This is a genomic window from Streptomyces sp. NPDC045956 (assembly GCF_056430705.1).
The window spans coordinates 60,469-78,721 of record NZ_JBWKKZ010000001.1 but is presented as its reverse complement, the minus strand read 5'-3'; the positions used below and the strand labels follow the sequence as shown (position 1 = coordinate 78,721).

14 protein-coding genes and 1 other RNA gene are annotated in these 18,253 nt (G+C 72.5%); 2 read left to right on the top strand and 13 right to left on the bottom strand.

From position 1 onward, the window contains the following. Nucleotide 1: 1 nt before the first annotated feature. From AC07FV_RS00285 to AC07FV_RS00270, 4 genes are all read right to left on the bottom strand, one after another. Entirely contained in the window at nt 2–1,396 is a 1,395-nt protein-coding gene (locus tag AC07FV_RS00285; RefSeq protein WP_479083576.1) for an acyltransferase family protein, read from the bottom strand. Next, nucleotides 1,393–3,588 carry a bifunctional polysaccharide deacetylase/glycosyltransferase family 2 protein gene (locus AC07FV_RS00280; protein ID WP_479083575.1) on the bottom strand — a complete coding sequence of 732 codons (2,196 nt, stop codon included), beginning with the start codon at nt 3,586–3,588 and terminating at the stop codon, nt 1,393–1,395. The genes AC07FV_RS00285 and AC07FV_RS00280 overlap by 4 nt, the downstream gene beginning before the upstream one ends. Beyond that, nucleotides 3,588–5,051 (bottom strand): DNA polymerase III subunit gamma/tau domain-containing protein, encoded by a 1,464-nt coding sequence (locus AC07FV_RS00275; RefSeq protein ID WP_479083573.1) that lies wholly within the window; start codon nt 5,049–5,051, stop codon nt 3,588–3,590. Before AC07FV_RS00275 ends, AC07FV_RS00280 begins: the two co-directional genes overlap by 1 nt. 515 nt (nt 5,052–5,566) lie before the next feature. After that, on the bottom strand, nt 5,567–6,538 hold the full coding sequence (locus AC07FV_RS00270) for a LysR family transcriptional regulator (RefSeq protein WP_479083572.1): 972 nt from the start codon (nt 6,536–6,538) through the stop codon (nt 5,567–5,569). An 83-nt stretch (nt 6,539–6,621) separates the two neighbouring features. Between AC07FV_RS00270 and AC07FV_RS00265 the strand changes: the two genes are divergently transcribed. Further along, nucleotides 6,622–7,932, top strand: coding sequence for an MFS transporter (locus AC07FV_RS00265; RefSeq protein WP_479083571.1), 1,311 nt, complete (start codon nt 6,622–6,624; stop codon nt 7,930–7,932). Nucleotides 7,933–7,979: 47 nt separating this feature from the next. Here AC07FV_RS00265 and ssrA read toward each other — a convergent pair. The 5 genes from ssrA to ftsE all read right to left on the bottom strand — a co-directional run bounded on the left by ssrA (nt 7,980) and on the right by ftsE (nt 11,911). Beyond that, nucleotides 7,980–8,379, bottom strand: a transfer-messenger RNA (tmRNA) gene (ssrA, locus tag AC07FV_RS00260). Between the two features lie 97 nt (nt 8,380–8,476). Beyond that, nucleotides 8,477–8,956: an SsrA-binding protein SmpB gene (gene smpB / locus AC07FV_RS00255; protein WP_383640061.1), complete on the bottom strand. Its 480-nt coding sequence runs from the start codon at nt 8,954–8,956 to the stop codon at nt 8,477–8,479. Between the two features lie 77 nt (nt 8,957–9,033). After that, complete coding sequence (locus AC07FV_RS00250; protein ID WP_479083570.1) at nt 9,034–10,206, bottom strand: S41 family peptidase; 1,173 nt, start codon at nt 10,204–10,206, stop codon at nt 9,034–9,036. Between the two features lie 68 nt (nt 10,207–10,274). Continuing rightward, nucleotides 10,275–11,192 (bottom strand): permease-like cell division protein FtsX, encoded by a 918-nt coding sequence (gene ftsX, locus AC07FV_RS00245; protein ID WP_053131875.1) that lies wholly within the window; start codon nt 11,190–11,192, stop codon nt 10,275–10,277. A 29-nt stretch (nt 11,193–11,221) separates the two neighbouring features. Then, nucleotides 11,222–11,911: a cell division ATP-binding protein FtsE gene (ftsE, locus tag AC07FV_RS00240; protein WP_053131878.1), complete on the bottom strand. Its 690-nt coding sequence runs from the start codon at nt 11,909–11,911 to the stop codon at nt 11,222–11,224. 247 nt (nt 11,912–12,158) lie between these two features. Here ftsE and AC07FV_RS00235 point away from each other — a divergent pair, with 247 nt between their 5' ends. Beyond that, nucleotides 12,159–12,350 (top strand): hypothetical protein, encoded by a 192-nt coding sequence (locus AC07FV_RS00235; RefSeq protein ID WP_384701106.1) that lies wholly within the window; start codon nt 12,159–12,161, stop codon nt 12,348–12,350. Nucleotides 12,351–12,490: 140 nt separating this feature from the next. Here AC07FV_RS00235 and AC07FV_RS00230 read toward each other — a convergent pair whose 3' ends face one another. From AC07FV_RS00230 to AC07FV_RS00215, 4 genes are all read right to left on the bottom strand, one after another. Further along, complete coding sequence (locus AC07FV_RS00230) at nt 12,491–13,336, bottom strand: hypothetical protein (RefSeq protein ID WP_479083569.1); 846 nt, start codon at nt 13,334–13,336, stop codon at nt 12,491–12,493. A 319-nt stretch (nt 13,337–13,655) separates the two neighbouring features. After that, on the bottom strand, nt 13,656–14,762 hold the full coding sequence (prfB, locus tag AC07FV_RS00225) for a peptide chain release factor 2 (RefSeq protein ID WP_479083568.1): 1,107 nt from the start codon (nt 14,760–14,762) through the stop codon (nt 13,656–13,658). A gap of 75 nt (nt 14,763–14,837) precedes the next feature. Continuing rightward, nucleotides 14,838–16,082 (bottom strand): serine/threonine-protein kinase, encoded by a 1,245-nt coding sequence (locus AC07FV_RS00220; protein WP_479083567.1) that lies wholly within the window; start codon nt 16,080–16,082, stop codon nt 14,838–14,840. A gap of 143 nt (nt 16,083–16,225) precedes the next feature. Beyond that, the gene (locus AC07FV_RS00215) at nt 16,226–17,947 is read right to left on the bottom strand and encodes a serine/threonine-protein kinase (protein WP_479083565.1); all 1,722 of its coding nucleotides are present in this window, start codon (nt 17,945–17,947) and stop codon (nt 16,226–16,228) included. Nucleotides 17,948–18,253: the final 306 nt, after the last annotated feature.

Sequence of the window (18,253 nt, the reverse complement as noted above, 5' to 3'; positions counted from 1 at the left end):
GTCAGCCCCGGTGTGCGGCGCCCGGCGTGGCACGCCTGCCGGCGGCGCGTTTCGTGCCGTTGGGCCACAGCCGCGGCTTCCGCTTCGCCGCGAGGTCCTCGACCCAGCCGACCGCCAGGACCATCAGGCCGATGAGGGGCCAGACGAGGGCGAACATCCAGATCGTGTACGCGCCGTCGAGGGCGCCGACCGCGCGCTCGCTCTGCATGAAGGGGAGCTGGTAGGCCAGGTCGATGATCGGGACCGTCGCCATGATCAGCAGGTTGTGCCACAGGTAGATGGTGACCGCGCGGTTGTTGGAGAGGGTCACCAGCTTGTCCCATTTGGCCAGGCGGCCGGGGAGTTCCTGCCAGGACGGGGAGTACTGGAGCAGGATCACGACGAACCCGAACGACCAGGTGGCCTGGGCCAGCGGGATGTCGTTGAGGTCCCAGCCGTCGGGGCCCAGGTGGTTCGAGGCCCACCACAGGCCGAAGGCCATGACCAGGGAGGCGCAGGAGACGGAGACGTACCGCGGGATCTGCTTCAGCAGGCCGTCGTGGTGGGCGAAGCCCAGGATCCAGCAGCCGCCGTAGACCGCGAAGTCGGTGACCGCGTTGCCGGTCTCCCCGGGGATCTTCACCAGGTCGGTGCCGACGACCGCGGTCAGCGCCAGCGGGGCCAGCAGCGTCGGCCAGGGGGCCTTGCGGAACAGCCACAGCAGCAGCGGCGAGGCGATGACGAACCAGAGGTAGGCCCGCAGGTACCACAGCGGTCCGGCGGCCTGCACCGCCCAGGTGTCCTCCAGCAGGCCGGACGCGGAGCCGACGTGCCAGGGGTAGGGCGGGGCGCCGATCGGGACGAGGTAGTTGAACAGCTCGATGAGGCCCCAGGTGCCGCCGCGGTCGGGGTCGTCCGCCGGGTTCCAGCCGTTGGCGAACATCATCGTCAGCACGACGACGGCGAACACCCACATCGGCGGCAGGAGCCGGCGCACGCGGCCGCGGATCACGCCCAGCGCCGGACGCTTCAGCGAACGTGCCATCAGCGAGCCGGCGAGCGCGAACATCACGCCCATCGACGGGAACACCACCGAGAGCCAGGCCCAGCCGAAGAGGTGGTAGACGACGACCCGGACCAGGGCGATGGAGCGCAGCAGGTCCAGGTACCGGTCGCGGCCGCCCTTCCCGGCGGCCGGGGCGGGGGCGGTCGCAGTCGCCGGTGCGGGAACCGGCGCGGGCTCCGCCGTGCGCTGCCGCGGGACGGCGTACGGCGTCCCCGCGGCTCCGTCCGGCAGTCCGGTGGTCCCGTTCGGCATCCCCGCGGCTGTGCCCGGGCCACCCGCGTACGGGGTGCCGTAGGGGCTGCCGACCGGTTCCGGGCTCGCGCCCGTACCGGTCATGTGTCCGTGGGTCATGCCACGGGCCTCCGATCGTCGTGACGCGCCGCACGCTGCTGCGGCACGGTGCCGCCGGGCGCGCCGACGACACCGGTGCGCCGCAGCTTCTGCCAGCGCAGCCGGCCGCCGGTGAGCGCCGTGATCCAGGACTGGAGCAGCACGACGTACATGAGCTGGCGGTAGAGGATCTGCTGCAACGGCAGCGAGATCAGGTGGGTCATGCGCTCGCGGTCGAGCCGGAAGGCGTACGCCGCGCAGACCGCCTGGATGGCGAGGACGCCGAGCCACGCCATGATCGTCTTCTGCGTCGGGCCGAAGACGATGCCGTAGAGCAGGAAGACGTCGATCAGCGGCGCCAGCAGCGGGGCCAGGACCATGAACAGGGAGACGAAGGGCAGGCCGACCCGGCCGAAGCGGCCCGAGGGGCCCTTCTCGATCACCGCGCGGCGGTGCTTCCAGATGGCCTGCATCGTCCCGTACGACCAGCGGTAGCGCTGCGACCAGAGCTGCTGCACGGTCTCGGGGGCCTCGGTCCAGGCGCGGGCGTTCTCGGCGTAGACCACGCGCCAGCCGGCGCGGTGCAGCGCCATGGTGACGTCGGTGTCCTCGGCGAGGGTGTCGTCGCTCATACCGCCGAACGGCTCCAGGGCGGAGCGGCGGAAGGCACCCACGGCGCCCGGGATGGTCGGCATGCAGCCCAGCACGTCGTACATCCGGCGGTCCAGGTTGAAGCCCATCACGTACTCGATGTGCTGCCAGGCGCCGATGAGGCTGTCCTTGTTGCCGACCTTCGCGTTGCCGGCCACGGCGCCCACCTTCGGGTCGCCGAAGGGCTGGACGAGTTCGCGGACGGTGGACGGTTCGAAGACCGTGTCACCGTCCATCATCACGACGATGTCGTGACTGGCGTTGGCCAGGCCGCGGTTGAGCGCGGCGGGCTTGCCCGCGTTGAGCTGCCGGATCACGCGGACGCCCGGCAGCCCCATCGCCTCGACGATCCGTGCCGTGCCGTCGGTGGAGCCGTCGTCGATGACGATGACCTCGACGGGATGGTCGCTGGCCATCAGCGACAGGACGGTGTTCTCGATGCACTTGGCCTCGTTGTACGCCGGGACCAGCACCGTCACCGGCCGGGTCACCGGCGGACCCCAGCGGAAGCCCTTGCGGCGGACCCGGCGGGCGTGGATGCCGGAGAGCAGCAGCATCAGCACGAAGCGGCCGATGACCAGGGTGCCGATGATCGCGAGCCCCACCACCAGGCCGTCGGTGAGCTTCTCCGACGCCTGGACGAGGAAGACCCAGGCCTTGCCCTTCCACAGTTCGGCTCCGGTCACCGGGCTCATGGCGCTGGGCGCGTCCAGGGCCTCGGTGAGGTTGTCGAACTCGTAGCCCTTCTTCTGGAGGTCGGGCAGGAACCGGTCCAGCGCGGCCACGGTCTGGCTGCGGTCGCCGCCCGAGTCGTGCATCAGGACGATGGCGCCGTCGCCGTTCTCCGGGGTGGCGCGGCGGATGATCTCGTCGACGCCGGGCCGCTGCCAGTCCTCGCTGTCGGTGTTGTTGACGACGGTGATGTAGCCGCGGCTGCCGATGTACTCGGTGACCGGCCAGGACTTGTTGTCCATGGCGTCGGCGAAGGAGGAGTACGGCGGCCGGAAGAGCGAGGTGCGGATGCCCGCCGCGCCGGTGATCGCCAGCTGGTTCTGCGACAGCTCCCGGTCGATGCGCTCCTTCGACTGGAAGGAGAGGTCGGGGTGGTTGAAGGTGTGCAGGCCGACCTCGTGGCCCTCGTCGACCATGCGCTGGACGAGGTCGGGGTAGCGGGAGGCCATGGTGCCGGTGACGAAGAAGACGCCGTGCGCGTCGTGCTTCTTCAGCACGTCCAGCACCCGCGGGGTCCACGTCGGGTCGGGGCCGTCGTCGAACGTGAGGACCAGGTGGTGGTCGGGCACGCTCAGGCTCTCGGTGCGGCCGCCCCGCACGTCGATGACCGGGCCGCCCTCGAGGATCTTCTCCGGCACCCGGTCGGTGGCGGCGGGCGGCTGGACGCGGTGGTCGGCGAGGATCTCGCTGTGCACGTAACCGCGCAGCATGAGCATGGCCGCGAGGGCGACCAGGACGAGCAGCGGAAGCAGCAGGCGCAAGGGCAGGCGGCGGCGAGAGCCCTCACGGGCGCGGCGCGCGGCCCCGTGACGGCGGGTGCGGGATGCCATCAGAGGGTGTTCTCCGGGGACAGGGAAGAGGATGTGGAGGTGTGGTCCGGACCCGCTGGTCCGGCGACGACCGCGGGCCCGTCGGCGGGCCCGGCGGAGAGCGGGTCTCCCGCACCGTTGACGGTCGTGTCACCGCCGCCCGGGTCGGAGCCGGTGGTGGGGTCGACGGTGGGTCCGGTCGGTTCGCCGGTGGTCTCGCCGCCGCCCGTGGGGACCGACGGGTCCGGGCTGGCGGGAGGCGGCGCCTGTGTCGACTGCGTCGGGTCGGGGTCGGTGGCGCCGCCGCCCGGCTGGGTGCCGGTCCCGGCCTCCGAGGGGCCGGGGTCGGTGCCGGTGCCGGGCTGCCGCGCGGTGCCGGACGTGCCGGGCGCGGAGACGTCGGAGCCGGGCGCCGTGCTCACGCCGCCGTCGGTGGAGGGGCTGGTCTGCGGGGCCGCGCTGCCGGTGCCGGAGGGCCGCGCCGACTGCGAGGGCAGCGGCGTGGTGTCGACCTGGCCGGCCGGCCTGCCCTCCTGCTGGCCCTCCACGGGCAGCCAGGGCGCGTTGGAGTTGCCGGACAGGAGGGTGGAGACGATGACCACGGCGTAGACCGCGCAGGCGACGCCGACGGCTATGCCGAGGCGTCGGTAGAGGCGGCTGCGGCGTCCCGAGGCGTCGACGAAGACGGGCCCGTCGGCGTTCTCCGGGCGGCTCTTGCGGTGCTGCCCGCCGCTCTCGGCCCGGCGGATCACGCCGTCGCCGAGCTGGACGGCGTCGAGCTGGACCGTCACCTCGTGCGGGTCGTGCGTGTGATCGGCGGCGTCGGCGGCGACGGCGTCGGCGTCCGGGGTCTCCTGCCAGGGATCGCGGAGGACGGTGGTGGCAGGGCCGGACGCGCTCGTCGGGAAGGCGCGGGTCGGTTCGGCCGGGGAGCCCGGGACGGCCGGGGGGAGGATGTCGGTCACGTCGGCGTCCACGCCGGTGTCACCCGGGCGGTTCCCGACGGGGGTGACGCCGACGGGAGGGCTGACGGGGGGAGCGCCGTCACCGAACCGCGTCCCGCCCGGGGCCCTTCCGCGAAGGTCCCTCCGGGCCTGGTTCGCACGCGTCGGGTCCGCCGCGGCCGCGTCGGGGCCGGCCCGGTTCGGGCCCGGCTGCCTCGGGACGGCCGGCTGGACACCGGCCTGGTTCGTCTCGGTCACCGGGGTGGGGCTGCCCCAGGTGATCCGGGGCCGGTGCGACGGGTCGCCGGCCGGGCTCCGGCCCGTGGTGCCCCAGCCCGCCGGACTGCCGCCCGCCGGGCTCGGGTACGCGGGGGCGGCTCCCCCGCCCGTCCGGTCCATGCCCGCGCGATCGCGGCCCGTCCGGTCCGCGTCGGTGCGGTCGCCGCCTGTTCGGTCCGTGCCCGTGCGGTCCCCGCCCGTCCGCGAGCCGAGGATCTCCGTCACGCCCGCGCTCCCGTGGGGGTCGAGCGGTCGGGTCACGGCGGTCTCCGGTGACGGCTGGGCGGAACTCCACGGCCCGCGGCCCGCGGCGGCATCCCCGAGGCCCACGCCGGGGCGACGCGCGGCGTCACCGGCGGCCCCGAACCATCCCGCGCCGCCACCACCCGGGACGGACGGACCGGATGCGCCGGACGAGCCGGACGAGCCAGCTGAAACAGATGAACCGGACGAGCCGGGCGGCATAGCGGCCTGCGGAGTCTCACCGTTCACCGGGAAGGCCCGAGCGGGCGGGAACACGTCGGTGACATCGGCGTCCTGTCCCGAACCCGGGAAATCGCGCATCCCGGACACAGCCTCGGACTCCTCCGCCTGGGCGTCTTTTTGCCATTTCTTCACGCGCACGCACTTCCCCCCACGGGACGGTTCCGGGTGCGCGTACGACGCCGAGCCACTCGTCGGCCGAACCGGCCCTCACCTGGTTCGAGCGCCCCCTGTACCACACCGTGCTCAGGCCAAGAATGTAGCGCACGCGGAGGATGTGTGGTTCCCACGTGTCACTTATGGGCGGACATCACACCGGCGTCGACGGCTGGAATCCATCCATCGGTGGGCCGGCGCAACCAGCCCTCCTCCCCCGCGACCTGCGCCGCCGCCCGACGGAGCGCGTCAAGGGCCGGGTGTACCAGCCCCTTTCGCCACACGAGTGATACGGGCGACAGCGGCACCGGATCGACGAGCGGGCGCACCACCGTCGACGCCATGGCCGGAAAGCTCGCCACGGCGAGGATCGGATTGCGTGTCTTGTCCATGATCCGTTGGAATTCCTCCTCCCCGACGGCCAGCGGAACGGGTGGTGCCACCGCGATGCCGCGTCCCTCGAACAGGTGGTGCGCGAGGTCCGTCCACTCCGGCGTCCGCGGGTTCCCGGCACCGGCGTACACGGTCTCGCCCGCGAGCGCGGCGAGCGGCACCTCCGCCAGCCGGGCCAGCGGGTGGTCCTCGGGCAGGACGACCGCCATGGGCTCCAAGCGCACCGGCTGGTGGCCGAGGCCGGCCCGCAGCGCCGGGGAGAGACCCGCGAACCGGCCGAAGGAGGCGTCGAGGCGGCCCGCGAGCAGTTCGGCGGCGGCGTACGTCAGCCCGCTCTCGTAACGCGCCATCAGCTCCGCCTGGGGCGCCAGGTCCCGGGCCCGTTCCAGGACCAGACGGTGGGTGGCCAGCCCCGGGGAGTTGAGGTCGACCAGCAGCGGGCGGGCCTGCCCGAAGGCGGCCAGGAGGTCGTCCTGCGCCTGGAGGACGCGGCGGGCGTACGGCAGCAGCCGCTCGCCGTCGGCCGTGAGGGTCACCTGCCGGGTGGTCCGGACGAACAGCTCGGCGCCCAGTTCCCGCTCCAGGCGCCGTACGTCCCTGCTGAGCGCCTGCTGGGCCACGTACAGGCGGGCGGCGGCGCGGGTGAAGTGCAGGTCCTCGGCGACGGTGACGAAGGCGCGCAGGAGGCGGGGATCGAGGTGGGCGGGTGCGGGCATCCGGCGAACTTACAACAGGTGTGCGTGAATGGGGCCGGAGAAGGTGTTGGACCCCGTGATCACTCCGGGGCGACGGTGGGCGCATGCCGCAACCGCCTTCCGTACGCCCGTCCACGCCCCCCGCCCTCCTGTCCCTGACGGCGGACACCCTGGTCGTCGCCGACTTCCGTCCGCGCTCCCGGCACCGGCCGCCCGGCCCGTACCGGCGCCTCCTCTCCACGCCCGGCGCCCGCGGCTTCACGATCGGGAACCTCATGGCGCGGATGCCCATGGGCATGTTCAGCGTGAGCGCGGTCGTGATGATCGCCGGGGAGCACGGTTCCTACGCCCTGGCCGGCGCCGTCACCGCGACGGGGCTGGCGGCGACGGCGGTCGTCGCGCCGTGGACCGCGCGGCTCGTCGACCGGCACGGTCAGGCCAGGGTGGCGCTGCCCGCCACCCTGGTCGCCGCCCTGGGTTCGCTCGCCCTGCTGCTGTGCGTCCGGTACGACGCGCCCGCCTGGACGCTGTTCGCCGCGTACGCGGCCACCGCGACCACGCCCAACACCGGCGGCATGGCCCGCGCCCGCTGGGCCCACCTGCTGCGGGGCAGGAAGGACGCCGCCGGCGCCCTGCACACCGCGAACTCCTTCGAGCAGGCCGCGGACGAGCTGTGCTTCATGCTGGGGCCGGTCCTCGCCGCGTTCCTGTGCACGGCGTGGTTCCCGGAGGCGGGCACGCTCGTCGGCGTGGTCCTGCTGGTGACCGGCATGCTGGTCTTCACGGCCCAGCGCTCGACCGAGCCGCCGGCCCGGCCGCGCCCGACCGCGAAGGCGCCCCTGCGCGTCCCCGGCATCCCGCCGCTGCTGGCCGTGTGCCTGGCGACGGGCGGGGTGTTCGGGGCCATGGAGGTCGTCACGATCGCGTTCGCGGACGCACAGGGGCACCGGGCGGCCGCCGGTGTGGTCCTCGGACTCCAGGCGGCCGGCTCCTGCGCGGCGGGGCTGGTGTACGGGGCGACGAGGCCCACCGGGTCCGCCGCGCACCGTCTGCCGTGGTGCGTCGCCGCGATGGCGGCCCTGCTGACGCTGCCGCTGCTCGCGGCGTCCCTCACGGGCTCCCTGCCGCTGCTGGCGCTCACGCTGCTCGTCGCCGGGATGGCGACCGCCCCGACGATGGTCACCACGATGACCCTGGTCCAGCAGCGCACCCCGGAGGGCCGCCTGAACGAGGGGATGACCCTGGCGGTGACGGGTCTGCTCGGCGGCATCGCCTGCGGCAGCGCGGCGGGCGGCTGGACGGTGGAGCACGCCTCCCCCTCGGCCGCCTACGGCGTCCCGGTCACGGCGGCGGCGGTGGCCCTGCTGCTGGCCCTGGCCTCCGCCCGGGGTACGGCGCACGGGCCGCGGGCATGACGAAGGCCCCGCCGCGTGGAGCGGCGGGGCCTCGGCCCACATGGGAACTGTGGAGATGGCGGGAATCGAACCCGCGTCCAACGGTGCGGAATCAGGGCTTCTCCGTGTGCAGTCCGCTTCGATTTTCTCAGCCCCGGAGATCACGCGGACAAGTCTCCGACGGGCTCAGTCACTGTTTGGTTTCCCTCTTCACCCCGTGACCGGGATCAAGGTTTAGTCCCCTAGCTGATGCCAGGATCCGGGTCGGGAACAGCCCCGGGCTGACACTCCCGTAGTAGGAGGCTCGCTTCGCTACCTGAGATCAGGCAGCGAGGGCGAAGGCCTGCTGGGAGGAATCGCGCTTGGTGTTGGCGATTATTTTTTTCGGCCTGTGGTTTACGAGATCATGGCCGCTTCCTCGACACGCTTCCCCTGCTTCGACAGCCGCTGTCGAAACCGATCATCCCCATGTTGATTTTTCAATCCGCGCACCCGCGTGGGGTGCGTTCACCATCGTACGTGACCAACGCACGCGGGTGCCAGCCCATTCCTCCCCTCCGGGAGGTCAGGCCCGCTGCTTGCGCCTGATCGCCGAGATCGTGCGCTCCGCCTCGCGGCGGTCCTGCTTCTCCCGCAGGGTCTGCCGCTTGTCGTACTCCTTCTTGCCGCGCGCCAGCGCGATCTCGACCTTGGCCCGGCCGTCCTTGAAGTAGAGCGCCAGGGGCACGATCGTGTGGCCGGTCTCCTGGGACTTCGACTCCAGCTTGTCGATCTCCACGCGGTGCAGCAGCAGCTTCCGCTTGCGGCGGGCGCTGTGGTTGGTCCAGGTGCCCTGGCTGTACTCGGGCACGTGCACGTTGTGCAGCCACGCCTCGTTGCCGTCCAGCTGCACGAAGCCGTCGGCCAGCGACGCACGCCCCTGACGCAGCGACTTCACCTCGGTCCCGGACAGGACCAGGCCCGCCTCGTAGGTGTCGAGGATCTGGTAGTCGTGCCGCGCCTTCTTGTTCTGCGCGATCAGCTTGCGCCCTTTTTCCTTAGCCATAGTGCCGCCCATTTTGGCACTAGGGAGGGGGCCCGCGGAAAGCCGATTACGGGAGGGGCGCCGACGGGAGTGCCCGCCTACCGTCCCAGTCCGCCGAGCACCGTCCGCGCCCGGTCCAGCGCGGCCGGGCCGGCCGGGTCGACCGCCAGGTCGGGGGTGATGCCGGTGCCGTCCACGCCGCGGCCGGAGGGGGTGCGGTAGTGCCCGACGGTCAGCTCGGCCACCGAGCCCCCGGGCAGCCGGCTCGGCATCTGCACCGAACCCTTGCCGAAGGTGCGGGAGCCCAGGACGACGGCGCGTCCGCGGTCCTGGAGGGCTCCGGTGAGCAGCTCGGCCGCGCTCATCGTGCCGTCGTCGACGAGCGCGACCAGGGGCCTGCCGGTGTCGCCGCCGGCGTCGGCGTGCAGGGCCCGCTGCTCGCCGTCGACGTCGTAGGTGGCGACCAGACCGCCGTCGAGGAAGGCGGAGGCGGCGGTGACGGCCTCGGCCACCAGGCCGCCGCTGTTGCCGCGCAGGTCGAGGACGACGCCCGCGCCGGACGGCACCCGCGCGACGGCGGCTCGCACCTGTGCGCCGACGCCCTTGGTGAAGGAGGTGACCTTGACGACGGTGACGCCGCCGGCGAGCGTGCGCACGGCCACGGGGTCGGTGGAGAGGGTGGCCCGGCGGACGGTCCTGGTCCAGGAGCGCGAGCCGCGCTCCAGGCCGAGCCGGACGGCGGTGCCGGCGGGTTCGGCCTCGGTGTCGCCGCGCAGTATCGAGACGACCTCGGTGACCGGGCGTCCGTCGACCCGCTCGCCGTCGACGCTGCGCAGCCGGTCGCCCTCGCGGATCCCGGCCCCGGCGGCGGGCGACCCGGAACGCACCCCGGTCACCTCGATGCGGCCGTCGCGCTCACGGCGCGCGGAGAGCCCGACGCCGGTGTACCGGCCGTCGAGGGCCTCCTCCAACTCCTCGTACTCGCCCGGGGAGTAGACGGCTCCCCAGCGGTCCCCGCTGCGGCTGACGGCCTGTTCGGCGGCCTTTTCGGGGGACTTGCCGTCGGCCATCGCCTCGGCGGCGGCGCGGGCCACCTGCTCCTGCCGTCCGGCGGGAGCGGCCGGGCGGGCCGTGTCGGGGGCGGGTTTCCGGTCGCCGCCGGGGAGCGAGCCGGTGGCGGCGCCCGCGACGAGTACGCCGGCGAACAGCAAGGTCAGGGTGGCCCCGTGGCGTGCGCGGCGGGGCTGACAGAACAGGTCACGGCCTGACATGCCGGTGAGTCTAGGACAAGGCGAGAGGGCCGAACGGTCGCTTGCCCGTTCGGCCCTCTTGGCATGTGTCACACCTTCAGGTACTTGCGCAGCGCGAAGAACGCGGCCAGCGCGGGCATCAGCAGGCTCGTGGCGAGGATCAGCGGCAGCTTCGTCAGCAGCGCGTCCCAGCCGATGAAGTCGATCAGGGCCAGCTTCTCGGACAGGGCGAGCCCGTGGTCGATGAGGAAGTACCGCGCGGCCACCAGGAACGCGCAGGCGACCCCGCCGCCGATCAGCCCGGCGACCGCGGCCTCCATGATGAACGGCGCCTGGATGTAGAAGCCCGAGGCGCCGACCAGCCGCATGATGCCGGTCTCGCGCCGCCGGCTGAACGCCGAGACCCGCACCGTGTTGACGATCAGCATGAGCGCGACGACCAGCATGAGCGCCATCACCGCGCGGGCGGCCCAGTTCATGCCGTTGAGGAGCTCGAAGAGGCTGTCCAGGGTCGCGCGCTGGTCCGCCACGGACTGCACGCCGTCCCGGCCCTCGAAGGCGGTCGCGATGACCTGGTACTTCTCCGGGTCCTTCAGCTTGATCCGGTACGACTCCTGCATCTGGTCCGGCGTGAGCGAACTGGCCAGCGGCGAGTCGCCGAACTGGTCCTTGTAGTGCTTGTACGCCTCGTCCTGCGACTCGTACGTCACCTTGTCCACGACCGACAGCTTGTCGAGGTCGGCGAGGATCTGCTTCTTCTGGTCCTCGGTCACCGCGCCCTTGGCGCAGGCGGGATCGGACTTCGCGTCGCTCTTGTTGCAGAGGTAGACGGTGACGTTGACCTTGTCGTACCAGTAGCCCTTCATGGTGTTGACCTGGTCGCTCATCAGCAGCGAACCGCCGAACAGGGCCAGGGACAGGGCGACCGAGACGATGACCGCGAAGGTCATCGTGAGATTGCGACGGAGACCGACACCGATCTCCGAGAGGACGAACTGGGCGCGCATGGCGTCTCGTCAAGCCTTTCCGTTGCTCGTCAGTGCTGGTAGCCGTAGACGCCGCGCGCCTGGTCGCGGACGAGACGACCCTTCTCCAGCTCGATGACGCGCTTGCGCATCTGGTCCACGATGTTCTGGTCGTGGGTGGCCATGATCACGGTGGTGCCCGTCCGGTTGATGCGGTCGAGCAGCTTCATGATGCCGACCGAGGTCTGCGGGTCCAGGTTGCCGGTGGGCTCGTCGGCGATCAGGAGCTTGGGCCGGTTCACGAAGGCGCGTGCGATGGCGACGCGCTGCTGCTCACCGCCCGACAGCTCACCGGGCCTGCGGTCCTCCTTGCCGCCGAGCCCGACCAGGTCGAGGACCTGCGGCACGGACTTGCGGATCTCGCCGCGGGACTTGCCGATGACCTCCTGGGCGAAGGCCACGTTCTCGCCGACCGTCTTGTTCGGCAGCAGGCGGAAGTCCTGGAACACGGTCCCCAACTGGCGCCGCATCTGCGGCACCTTCCAGTTGGACAGGCGGGCGAGGTCCTTGCCCAGGACGTGCACCTGGCCGTGGCTGCACCGCTCCTCACGGAGGACGAGCCGCAGGAAGGTGGACTTTCCGGAGCCGGAGGACCCCACGAGGAAGACGAACTCGCCCTTCTCGACCTCCAGGGAGACATCCCTGAGGGCTGGGTGGTTCTGCTTCGGGTAGACCTTGGAGACGTTGTCGAATCGGATCACGGATGCACCACGGGTCGCCGGGGACAGATGAGCGTGACCATACGCGAACCGGGGAGCGCGCCGCAGTCACCGGCCGGGGTTGCGCGACAGTGGCACGTTTTGTCCCTGCCCTTACGGGGCATGCCCCCGGGCCCGGCCTCGGGGGGAAGGCGCGCGGGGCCCCACGGAACCTGGCACAGTGGAAGGGGAACGTTCACGGCGGTGTGGGCGTTGACCTGACGGAGCCGGCGGCAAGGAGGGCGAGCGCATGACGTACGACCGGTTGGTGTGCGCGAACTGCGCGGCGCCCGTGAGCGAGGGCCGGTGCCCGGTGTGCCGGGCCAACCGCGAGCGGCTTCAGCAGGGGAACTTTCTCGCGGGCCTGAATCCGATGACGCTGGTCGCGCTGCTGGCGGTGCTGATCGCGGCGATGGCCCTGCTGGCCCACCAGACCGTCTGAGGCCCCGGAGGGCCCCTCCCCGGGCCCGGAGGGCGCGGACGAGGAAACGGCGAGGGAACAGAGGACGAGGAAAGGGCCCGGAGCGAGTGCGCTCCGGGCCCTTTCTCCTGCGTTCGCTGCGCGTACGCGGGTGGCTACCCTCAGGCAGCCGCTCCGCCACGGCCGTTCATCATGCGCGGCAGCATGCGGAAGCCGATGCCGCCGGCGATCATCGTGGCGGCGCCGACCAGCAGGAACGTGGTCTCCGCGGCGCCGGTCTCGGCAAGCTCGTCACCGCTGCCCTGGGCTGCGGTGTCGGAGGCCTGGGCCTCGTCGCCGGTGTCGGTCAGGGCGGAGGAGCCCTCGTCCTGGGTGACGTTGTCGTTGCTGCCGCCGTCGGGGGTGGTGTTGTCGCCGCCACCGGTCCCGCCGTTGCCGCCGGTGCCGCCGCCCGTGGTCTGCGAGCCGCCGTTGTCGCCGTTGCCACCGTTGTCGCCGGTGCCGCCGTTGTCGCCGTTGCCGCCGTTGTCGCCGGTGCCGCCGTTGTCACCGCCCTCGGAGGTGCCCGTCGAGGTTCCCTCGGAGGTGCCCTCCGTGGTGCCCTCGGACGTCCCCACCGAAGAGCCCTCGGTGGTGCCCTCGGAGGTACCTTCCGAGGTTCCCTCGGTGGTGCCCTCGGACGTGCCTTCGGTGGTGCCCTCGGACGTCCCCTCGGTGGTGCCCTCGGAGGTGCCCTCCGACGTACCGTCCGTGGTGCCCTCGGAGGTGCCCTCCGTGGTGCCCTCGGTCACGCCGACGCTGGCGCCCTCGGTGGTGCCCTCGGTCGTCCCCTCGGGGTCGCCCTCGCCCTGGACGCTCACGCCGACGCCGACGTTGGCGTCGCCGACACCCACGCCCACGCCGATGTCGAGCGCCGAAGCGGCACCCGCGGCGGTCAGGGAGGCGCCGGCCGCGATCACTGCGCCGGCCGCTATGCGCGCGACACGGATGCGCGTCTTCTTCGTCATGTAGTTGCTACCCCCAGTAGCCATTAGTCGGTGAGGCCGCACTCGGGGCCGTGATCGACGGAGGTGGCTGCTTACTGACGCCCCCCGGTTCACATGCGCCCCGCAAATACGCATGCCGCGCCTCACCCTGGCGAATGTTCAAAGCAACGTCAAGGCCATTGCGTACGCGATGTCCGAGTAAGGGACGTATGCCGGACACAAAGGGTGTGAGTGTGATGTAAAACCCAGACATCACCGGCGTCCGGGCGGCAGACAAAAGGCAACCGCCCCCGAAACGGGGGCAGTTGCCTTGTCGACAAAGCGGTGTCAGCGCCTCGCTCTACTTCTCCTGCTGCTTGCGCCAGCGAATTCCGGCCTCCAGGAACCCGTCGATCTCACCGTTGAACACGGCTTCCGGGTTGCCCACTTCGTGCTCGGTGCGCAGGTCCTTGACCATCTGATACGGGTGCAGCACGTACGAACGCATCTGGTTGCCCCAGGAGTTGCCGCCGTCGCCCTTGAGGGCGTCCATCTTGGCCTGCTCCTCCTGGCGGCGCCGCTCCAGCAGCTTGGCCTGGAGGACGTTCATCGCCGTGGCCTTGTTCTGGATCTGGGAGCGCTCGTTCTGGCAGGAGACCACGATGCCGGTGGGGAGGTGGGTGAGTCGCACCGCGGAGTCGGTGGTGTTGACGCCCTGTCCACCGGGGCCGGAGGACCGGTACACGTCCACGCGCAGCTCGGACTCGTCGATCTCGATGTGGTCGGTCTGCTCGACCACCGGGAGGATCTCGACGCCCGCGAACGAGGTCTGGCGGCGCCCCTGGTTGTCGAAGGGCGAGATGCGCACCAGCCGGTGGGTGCCCTGCTCCACGGAGAGGGTGCCGTAGGCGTACGGCGACTGCACGGCGAAGGTGGTCGACTTGATGCCGGCCTCCTCCGCGTACGACGTCTCGTAGACCTCGGTCTTGTAGCCGCGCTGCTCGGCCCAGCGCAGGTACATCCGCTGGAGCTTCTCGGCGAAGTCCGCGGCGTCCACGCCACCGGCCTCGGCGCGGATGTTGACCAGCGCCTCACGGGCGTCGTACTCGCCCGAGAGCAGGGTGCGGACCTCCATCTCGTCCAGCGCCTTCTTCACGGCCGTGAGCTCGGACTCGGCCTCGGCGCGGGTGTCCGGGTCGTCCTCCTCCTCGGCCATCTCGAAGAGCACCGCGAGATCGTCGATCCGGCCGCGCAGGCCCTCGGCCTTCCGCACCTCCGCCTGGAGGTGGGAGAGCTTGCTCGTGATCTTCTGCGCCGCCTCCGGGTCGTCCCACAGGGAGGGCGCTGCCGCCTGCTCCTCGAGCAGGGCGATGTCTGCCCTCAGCCTGTCCAGGTCCAGGACGGCCTCGATCGACTCCATGGTCGAGGAGAGGGACTTCAGCTCTTCGGATACATCGACGACTGCCACGCATCCAGCGTAACGGCTCCGTCCACCGGCTTTCGCCGGGTCGGCGCGGTGTCCGTGGCGGCCCCGCCCCGGGCCTCAGGGCGAGGCCGGTGCCGAGTTCCGCGTGTCCTGGGGGTCCGCGCCGCCCTCGTCACCGCCCGTGGCGAGCCAGGTACCGGCGCCGATCGCGGCCACCAGGGCGGCCACGCCGGCGCCCACCGCCAGCCGGCGGCGCCGGGCGGCGGCGCGGTTGCGGGCGGAGCCGGGGCGCGGGGCCCCGGCGGCGCGCGGAGCGCGGGCGGTGCCGCGGGCGCCGCCGGCCAGCTCGTCGGGGGCGGGCACGCGCATGGAGGTGTGCGTGTCGCGGTTGGAGTCCGCCGGTGCGGAGCCCGGCACCAGGGGAACCGCTCCCCGGCGCCGTACCGGCGCCCCCGAGGGCGCGGCGGACGCCGAGGGCTCCTCCGAGGCGTCCTCGTCCTGCTCGGCGTCGGGCTCGTCCACGTCCAGCGGGCCCATGCCGACGAGCATCGGCAGCAGCTCGCGCAGCCTGTCCCCCAGCTCGGAGGCGCGCAGCCGGGAGGCCGGGGCCTTGGCGAGGCACTGGACGAGGAGCTGCCACAGCTCGTCCGGGATGCCCGGGAGGGGGACGACCGTCTCCGTCACATGGCGGCGCAGCACCGCGCCCGGGTGACCCCCGCCGAACGGCGTGAAGCCCGCGAGCAGCTCGTACAGCACCGTGGCCAGCGCGTAGATGTCCACGGCCGCGCGCGGGGGCAGGCCCTCGACGATCTCCGGGGCCAGGTAGTCGGGCGTGCCGATGATCTTCGTGGCGCGGGTGCGCCGGGGGGTGTCGATGAGCTTGGCGACCCCGAAGTCGGTCAGCAGGGCCGGGTGGGAGCCGCCGGGGCCGAGCGGGCCCTGCATGTCGAGCAGCACGTTCTCGGGCTTGACGTCGCGGTGCACGACCCCGGCGGCGTGCGCGGCGGCCAGGCCGTCGGCGACGTCGGCGGCGATGGCGACCGCGGCCTCGGGCGCCAGGCGCCGCTCCCGGTCCAGGCGGGTGCGCAGGTCCGTCCCGCGGACCAGGTCCATCACCAGCGCGAGGTCGTTGCCGTCGACCACCAGGTCGCGCACGGAGACCACGTGCGGGTGGTCCAGGCCGAGCAGCGCGGTGCGCTCCTGCACGAAGCGGGAGACCAGCTCCTGGTCGGACGCCAGGTCCTCGCGCAGCAGCTTGATCGCGACGGGCCCCTCGGGACCCTCGCCCAGCCACACCGTGCCGGCGCTGCCCCGCCCCAGGATCTGGTGGGCGGTGTACCGGCTGCCGATCTTCCGTGCCAAGACTGCTCCTACCGACGCGTGTTGCGCCTAAACGTACGCGCCCGCGGAGCCGACCTTCACGGGGGAGCCGGAAATCACCCGCCGGATGTCGACAAATCTCCAGACTCGCCGCCGGATCCGGGGGAACGGAGCCCGTCGGAGGCTCAGTTGCCGGTCGACGAGCCGCCGCCCGAGCCGCCGCCCAGGTCCCCGATCCAGTCGGTCACGGTGGTGAACCAGTCGCTGAGCTGCTCCCAGTAGCCCTTGCCCGTGCCGATCCAGTCCTGCAACGGGCTCAGCTCCCAGATCAGCCAGCCGGCCACGACCAGGATGATGAGCGTGAACAGGCAGCCCTTGAGGCAGCCCAGCCCGGGGATGCGCATCGGGTTGGCGCTGCGCTGCCGCGGCGGCCGGGGCTCGCGCCGGGGCGGCTGGGGCTCGGGCGCGGGCGGCGGGGCGTAACGCTGCGGCTGGGGCCGCTGAGGCGGCGCGGGCTGCTGCGGCTGCGGGGTGGCGTAGCGCTGCGGCTGCTGCTGCTGCTGCTGCGGGTAGCCGTAACCGGGCTGCTGGGGCGGCGGGCCCTGCGGTGCCTGGCGGGGCTGCTGCTGCGGGCGGGCGACCTGCCGCTGGGGGCGGCGGCGCAGCGGGTCCTGGTTCGGGTCGAGGTACTGGACCTGCGTCTGCTCGTTGCGGTCGCGGGCGGCGCGGAGCTGGTTCTGCCAGGGGTGCGGGTCCTCCGGTCCGCCCTGCTGCCCGGGTCCGCCCGGCTGCCCCGGGGGCACGGGCGGCATGACGGCGGTCGGGTCGGCGGCGCCCCGGTTCGGGAGCACGGCGGTGGGGTCGGCGGCGCCCGACGGGTTGCCGGTCTGCGGCAGGACGCTGGTGGCGCCGTTCGGGTCGTAGGCGCCGGGCGGGTTCTGCGGCAGGACCTGCGTCGGGTCGGCGGCGCCGGGGGCTCCCGGGACCGGCGCGGGGGCCGGGTCGGGGGCGAGGAGCACACCGACGTTCTCGGCGGCGCCGATCTGCGCGCTGCCGGCGTGCACACCGATGCCCTCGGCGACCACGCGCAGACCCCGGGCGAGGTTCTCGGCGCTGGGGCGCTCGTCGGGGTTCTTGCGCAGGCAGCGCTCGATGACCGTCCACAGCGGGTCGGGGACGGTGGAGGGGCGGCGCGGTTCGGCGCTCAGGTGCTGGTGCAGCACCTCCAGCGCGGAGCCTCCGGCGAACGGGGGCCGGCCGGTGACCAGCTCGTACAACAGGATGCCGGCGCCGTAGATGTCGACGGCGGAGGTCTGCGGGCGGCCCTCGGCGGACTCCGGCGCTACGTACGCGGGCGTGCCGACGAACTCGTGGGTGCGGGTCAGGCCGGGCGAGTCGGCGAGGCGGGCGATGCCGAAGTCGGTGAGCATCGGGTGCATCTCGCCGCCGGTCTGCCTCAGCAGCACGTTGGCCGGCTTCAGGTCGCGGTGGACGACGCCGTCGTCGTGGCTGGCGGCCAGGGCGTCGGCGATCTGGGCCGTGAGCAGGGCCGCGGCGACCGGGGTGAACGGCCCGTTCTCACGCAGGTAGCGGTGCAGGTCGGGGCCCTCGACGAGGTCCATGACCAGCGCCAGCAGCTCGCCCTCGACGACCAGGTCGCGGACCCGGACGATGTTGGGGTGGGTGAGCCGGAGCAGGACGGAGCGCTCCCGCAGGAAGCGCATCACGATGTCGGGATCGCTCGCGAGCTCCTCCTTGAGGACCTTGATCGCGACGGTCTCGCCGGGCTGCCCGGCCACGGCCGCCTCGGCGCCCGCGGTCTCCCGCTGGCGGGCTCGCCAGACGGTGCCCGTGGCTCCGCGACCGAGGGGCTCCTCGAGGAGGTACTTGCTGCCTACCGGCCGCACGTCATGCGCTCCCTGTTGCTTGCTGGCTGTTCCGACCCACTGTAGTGCCGCGGTGCGGGCGCCGGGCTGTCGTCGCCCTTCGGGGTTCTCGTGGGGTTGCGGGCGGGTCCCGCGCTCCGCTCGCGTTCCGTGTCCGGCACCTGCTCAGGTGTCTGCGCTCAGGTGCGTGTGCTCAGGTGCGTGTTCGGAGGGAAGACGCTCGGCCGGGTCCCTTGGTTGCCGGACCCGGACGCGACCGATCTCAAGCGGACACCGTTCGATCACCGGCACGACAGCTGTCAGGCATTTTTACGGGCAGAGCCGACC

Excerpts from the sequence above, each read along its gene's own strand:
- AC07FV_RS00285 (WP_479083576.1), bottom strand. The coding sequence starts at position 1,396 with ATGACCCACGGACACATGACCGGTACGGGCGCGAGCCCGGAACCGGTC.
- AC07FV_RS00280 (WP_479083575.1), bottom strand. The coding sequence starts at position 3,588 with ATGGCATCCCGCACCCGCCGTCACGGGGCCGCGCGCCGCGCCCGTGAG.
- AC07FV_RS00270 (WP_479083572.1), bottom strand. The coding sequence starts at position 6,538 with ATGCCCGCACCCGCCCACCTCGATCCCCGCCTCCTGCGCGCCTTCGTC.
- AC07FV_RS00265 (WP_479083571.1), top strand. The coding sequence starts at position 6,622 with ATGCCGCAACCGCCTTCCGTACGCCCGTCCACGCCCCCCGCCCTCCTG.
- smpB (WP_383640061.1), bottom strand. The coding sequence starts at position 8,956 with ATGGCTAAGGAAAAAGGGCGCAAGCTGATCGCGCAGAACAAGAAGGCG.
- AC07FV_RS00250 (WP_479083570.1), bottom strand. The coding sequence starts at position 10,206 with ATGTCAGGCCGTGACCTGTTCTGTCAGCCCCGCCGCGCACGCCACGGG.
- ftsX (WP_053131875.1), bottom strand. The coding sequence starts at position 11,192 with ATGCGCGCCCAGTTCGTCCTCTCGGAGATCGGTGTCGGTCTCCGTCGC.
- AC07FV_RS00235 (WP_384701106.1), top strand. The coding sequence starts at position 12,159 with ATGACGTACGACCGGTTGGTGTGCGCGAACTGCGCGGCGCCCGTGAGC.
- AC07FV_RS00230 (WP_479083569.1), bottom strand. The coding sequence starts at position 13,336 with ATGACGAAGAAGACGCGCATCCGTGTCGCGCGCATAGCGGCCGGCGCA.